This is a genomic window from Agromyces sp. P1_H4 (genome assembly GCF_056405255.1).
Genome location: NZ_JBFUCL010000299.1, coordinates 1 through 4,696 on the forward strand (window position 1 = coordinate 1; position 4,696 = coordinate 4,696).

General features: G+C 72.7%; 4 protein-coding genes. All 4 read left to right on the forward strand.

Going from position 1 to position 4,696, the window contains the following annotated elements; genetic code table 11:
• On the forward strand, positions 1 to 373 hold a 373-nt coding region (locus AC1DY2_RS15675), incomplete at its 5' end, for an aminotransferase class V-fold PLP-dependent enzyme (RefSeq protein ID WP_476763264.1).
• Positions 374 to 501: 128 nt separating this feature from the next.
• Positions 502 to 1,608, forward strand: coding sequence for a tRNA 2-thiouridine(34) synthase MnmA (mnmA, locus tag AC1DY2_RS15680; RefSeq protein WP_476763265.1), 1,107 nt, complete (start codon positions 502 to 504; stop codon positions 1,606 to 1,608).
• A gap of 144 nt (positions 1,609 to 1,752) precedes the next feature.
• Positions 1,753 to 2,574: a YrzE family protein gene (locus AC1DY2_RS15685; protein ID WP_476763266.1), complete on the forward strand. Its 822-nt coding sequence runs from the start codon at positions 1,753 to 1,755 to the stop codon at positions 2,572 to 2,574.
• 39 nt (positions 2,575 to 2,613) lie between these two features.
• The coding region (gene ligA / locus AC1DY2_RS15690) for an NAD-dependent DNA ligase LigA (protein WP_476763267.1) at positions 2,614 to 4,696 on the forward strand (2,083 nt) is incomplete at its 3' end.

A 4,696-nucleotide genomic window follows, 5' to 3' on the forward strand; every position in this document is an offset into this window, starting at 1 on the left:
GCTCATCCGCGGAGCGCTCGCCGCGGTGCCCGACGCGCGCCTCTCGGGCGACCCCGATGCGGCCGGACGCCTGCCCGGCAACGTGCACCTCTCGTTCCCCGGGTGCGAGGGCGACTCGCTCCTCTTCCTCCTCGATGCCGCAGGCGTCGCCGTGTCCACCGGCTCGGCGTGCCAGGCCGGCGTGCCCGAGCCGTCGCACGTGCTCATGGCGATGGGGCGCTCGGAAGCCGACGCGAGGGGCGCACTGCGCATCACGCTGGGGCACGCCTCCACCGACGACGACGTCACCGCATTCCTCGACGCGCTGCCCGGCGCCCACGCGCAGGCCGCGAAGGCCGGGCTCGCCGGCCGGGCGACCTCCTTCGATCGCTGAGGACCGCGTCCGCCGCATCCGGTCGACGCTCGGCGCGGGGCATCCGCTCCGAAGCATCCGCTCGGTCATCCGCTCGGGGGCATCCGCTCAGGGGCATCCGCTCAGGCAGGCCTGCCTACACTGGACGGGTGAAGGTCCTGGCAGCGATGAGCGGCGGCGTCGACAGCGCCGTGGCCGCGGCGCGCGCGGTGGACGCCGGCCACGAGGTGGTCGGGGTGCACCTGGCGCTCAGCCGCATGCCCGGCACGCTGCGCACCGGCAGTCGCGGCTGCTGCACCATCGAGGACTCGATGGACGCCCAGCGCGCCGCGAACGTGCTCGGCATCCCCTACTACGTGTGGGACTTCTCCGAGCGGTTCAAGGCCGACGTCGTCGACGACTTCATCGCCGAGTACTCCGCGGGCCGCACGCCCAACCCGTGCATGCGCTGCAACGAGCGCATCAAGTTCGCCGCCCTGCTCGAGAAGGCGCTCGCGCTCGGGTTCGACGCCGTGGCGACCGGCCACTACGCCACGATCGTGACGGATGCCGCGGGCAACCGCGAGCTGCACCGCGCGAGCGCCTKGGCGAAGGACCAGAGCTACGTGCTCGGCGTGCTGACCGCCGAGCAGCTCGCCCACGCCTACTTCCCGCTCGGCGACACGCCGTCGAAGCAGCTCGTGCGCGAGGAGGCGGCGCGACGTGGCCTCTCGGTCGCGCAGAAGCCCGACTCGCACGACATCTGCTTCATCCCGGACGGCGACACGAAGGGCTGGCTCGCCGAGCGCGTCGGCGTCGAGCAGGGCGACATCGTCGACCGCTCGGGCGAGGTCGTCGGATCCCACGATGGCGCGCACGCCTACACCGTTGGCCAGCGTCGGGGACTGCACCTCGGCACCCCTGCGCCCGATGGGCGTCCTCGCTTCGTGCTCGAGGTGCGGCCGAAGGAGAACACCGTCGTCGTCGGCCCGAAGGAGGCGCTCGCGACCGCCGAGATCGCGGGCTCCCGCTACACGTGGGCCGGACTTCCCCCTGCCGATGCGTCGACGCCGTTCGCCTGCGAGGTGCAGATCCGCGCCCACGCCGATCCCGTGCCCGCGGTGGCGGTGGTGACCGGCGGCGAGCTCGTYGTCACGCCGTCGCATCCGCTCGACGGGGTCGCCCCGGGGCAGACGGCCGTCGTCTACGTCGGCACCCGCGTGCTCGGCCAGTGCACCATCGATCGCACCGTGAGCGCCGTCGCCGTCGACGTCTGACGCGGCTTCGCGCGCYGGCATGCGCGCGCGGATGGCGGCTCGGGGCGGTGCCTGTCAAGGCCTGTGCCGTCGGAGCCGCCACGGCGTAGATTCGCGGCTGCGCCGACACCAGCGGCGCCATCCGAACGACGAGGAGGTTGCACCGTGAGTACCCCACGAGACCCCGCCGCCAGTTATCCCGAGCGACCGGTCACCGCACCGGGGGACACCAGGGCCGTGCCCGCCACGGTGCCCGCCACCGAGCGGACCGATGTGCGGCCCGCCGTGGACCGCAACGCCGACGGCATCGACGACCGCCGCGAGGTGATCGACCGGAACGCCGACGGCGTCGACGACCGCCGCCAGGTGATCGACCGGAACGCCGACGGCGTCGACGACCGCCGCCAGGTCGTGGATCCGGCGCAGCAGCGCCGTGATGTCGTCGCGCGCGAGCGCGAGGCGTTCGGCGGCGTGAAGGTCGGCTCGGCCTTCTTCGGATGGCTCACCGCCGTCGGAACCACGACGCTCCTCACGGCGCTGCTCGCAGCGACCGGAGCAGCGCTCGGCCTCGGCGTGGACGACGCCGAAGCCGCCGCCGACGACATCGGACTGGCCCCCGAGGCGATCGGGTGGATCGGCGCGATCGCGTTGCTCGTCATCCTGTTCGTCGCCTACTACTGCGGTGGCTACGTCGCCGGTCGGATGGCACGCTTCAACGGCATGGTCCAGGGTCTCGCCGTCTGGGTGTGGGCCCTCGTGATCGCCATCGTGGTGGCGCTCCTCGGCGTCCTCATCGGCAGCCGGTACGACCTCTTCGCCAACCTCAACGTGTTCCCGCGCATCCCCGTGACCGAGGGCGACCTCACGGTCGCCGGCATCGTCACCGCGGTCGTGGTGGCCCTGGCCAGCCTCGGCGGCGCCATCCTCGGCGGCAAGGCGGGCACGCACTACCACCGCAAGGTCGACCGCGCCGGATTCGAGGCGTAGCGAGTCGGCCGCGTCGGCGGGCGTCCCTAGACTGTCGATGTGGTGGACGACGACATCGACCAGGGCATCAGCCTCCCCGACGCGGCCGACGAGGTGGAGCGCCTCACGATCCGCATCAATGAGGCGCGCGACGCGTACTACGAACGCGACACGACGATCATCTCCGACGCCGAGTACGACGGGCTCATGCACGAGCTCGAGGCGCTGGAGCGCGCGTATCCGGAGCTGCAGAGCCAGGACAGCCCCACGCTGACGGTGGGCGGGCGCGGCGAGACCACGCTCTTCGCGCCCGTGCAGCACGCCGAGCGCATGCTGAGCCTCGACAACGTCTTCTCGCCCGAGGAGCTCGCCGACTGGGCGAACCGCGCGCAGGCGTCCGCGGGGCGTCCGGTGCACTGGCTCTGCGAGCTCAAGATCGACGGCCTCGCCCTGAACCTCCGCTACGAGCACGGGCGGCTCGTGACCGCGGCCACCCGCGGGGACGGCCGCGTCGGCGAGGACGTCACCGAGAACGTGCGGTACGTCCGGGGCATCCCGACGCAGCTCGCCGGCACGGGGCACCCGCCCCTCGTCGAGGTGCGAGGCGAGGTGTTCTTCCCCACCGCGCTGTTCGACGAGCTCAACGCCCGGCAGACGGCTGCGGGCGAGCGCGAGTTCGCGAATGCGCGGAACGCGGCCAGCGGCTCGCTGCGGCAGAAGGCCGAGAACAAGAACGCCGCCCAGCTCGCCCTCATGCGCGACCGCCTGTCGCGACTGCGCATGCTCGTGCACGGCATCGGCGCCTGGCCCGATCCGCCGGTGTCCTCCCAATCCGAGGTCTACGAGCTGCTCGCCGGATGGGGGCTGCCCACGAGTCCGCACTTCCGGGTACTCGACTCGGTGCAGGGGGTGCAGGACTTCGTGGCCCACCACGGCGAGCACCGCCACGACGTGGAGCACGAGATCGACGRCATCGTCGTGAAGATCGATGAGCTCGCGCTGCACGACGAGCTCGGCGCGACCAGCCGGGCGCCCCGCTGGGCGATCGCCTACAAGTACCCGCCCGAGCAGGTGAACACCAAGCTCCTCGACGTGGTCGTGAGCGTCGGGCGCACGGGCCGCGCGACGCCGTTCGCGGTCATGGAGCCGGTCCGCGTCGCCGGCTCGGTGGTGCGGCAGGCGACGCTTCACAACCAGGAGGTCGTGAAGGCCAAGGGCGTGCTCATCGGCGATACGGTCGTGCTGCGCAAGGCCGGCGACGTCATCCCCGAGGTGCTCGGCCCCGTCGTCGAACTCCGCGACGGCACCGAGCGCGCCTTCGTCATGCCCACCGACTGTCCCGAGTGCGGCACGCCGCTGCGGCCGATGAAGGAGGGCGACATCGACCTCCGCTGCCCCAACGCCCGCAGCTGCCCGGCGCAGGTGCGCGGGCGTGTGGAGCACATCGGCTCGCGGGGCGCCCTCGACGTCGAGGCGCTGGGCGAGGTGTCGGCCGCGGCGCTGACCCACCCCGCGGTGCCCGCCGAGCCGCCGCTGCCGACCGAGGCCGGGCTGTTCGACCTGACCGTGCGCGAGCTGTTCCCGATCGAAGTGGTCGTGCGCGACGTCGAGACGGGACTCCCGCGCCTCRAAGACGACGGAACCCCCGTGTACCGCGCGCCGTTTCGCCGACTTCGCCGGCGGACCGGCAAGGGCGCCGATCCCGCCCACGATCCTGACGCCGCCGAGTTCGCCGGCGACGCGACCCACGTGCCGTCGAAGGCGGCCTATGAGCTCGTCGCCAACCTCGAGCTGGCGAAGACCAAGCCGCTCTGGCGCATCCTCGTCGCCCTGAACATCCGGCACGTCGGGCCGGTCGCCGCCCGCGCGCTCGCCGATCACTTCGGCTCCCTCGACGCCATCCGTGCGGCCGAGCGCGCCGAGCTCGCCGAGGTCGACGGTGTCGGCCCGATCATCGCCGACTCGCTGCTCGAGTGGTTCGAGGTGGACTGGCACCGTGAGATCCTCGACCGGTGGACCGCGTCGGGCGTGCAGTTCGCGACGCCCGGTCATCCCGGTCCGGGCGCGGCCGCGCTGGCCGGGGGCGTGCTCGCCGGGCTCACGATCGTCGCGACCGGCTCGCTCGAGGGGTTCACCCGAGAGG